This window comes from Dolichospermum planctonicum, assembly GCF_005402965.1.
GTDB classification, from domain to species: domain Bacteria; phylum Cyanobacteriota; class Cyanobacteriia; order Cyanobacteriales; family Nostocaceae; genus Dolichospermum; species Dolichospermum planctonicum.
The window spans coordinates 1-258 of sequence record NZ_BJCF01000178.1 but is presented as its reverse complement, the minus strand read 5'-3'; the positions used below and the strand labels follow the sequence as shown (position 1 = coordinate 258).

1 protein-coding gene is annotated in these 258 nt (G+C 33.7%); it reads right to left on the bottom strand.

Translation table 11 applies throughout. The annotated features are described in order from the left end of the window. Nucleotides 1-258: DUF2887 domain-containing protein (locus FFO06_RS20950; RefSeq protein ID WP_137909714.1), on the bottom strand; the 258-nt coding region annotated here is incomplete at both ends.

Below are 258 nucleotides of genomic sequence, written 5' to 3'. Positions count from 1 at the left end.
CTAAATAAATTCGTTTAATTCTTCCACTATTAATCAATTCTTGTTGATAAGCAGTTAATTCCCCCACATCTAAACCCCGTTTCCCAAATAAGGCTACTCCTTGCCAATCTTGTACGGGTTTAAATTGATTAAGATAAATGTTGATTTCCGCTATTAATTCCCAGTAAAAATCTGGTTTTGGTTGAAATTGCACTTCGACAAAATAGATGGGTTTTTCTACACTATCTGTCAGAAAAATTCCATCAAACCGAAATGCTT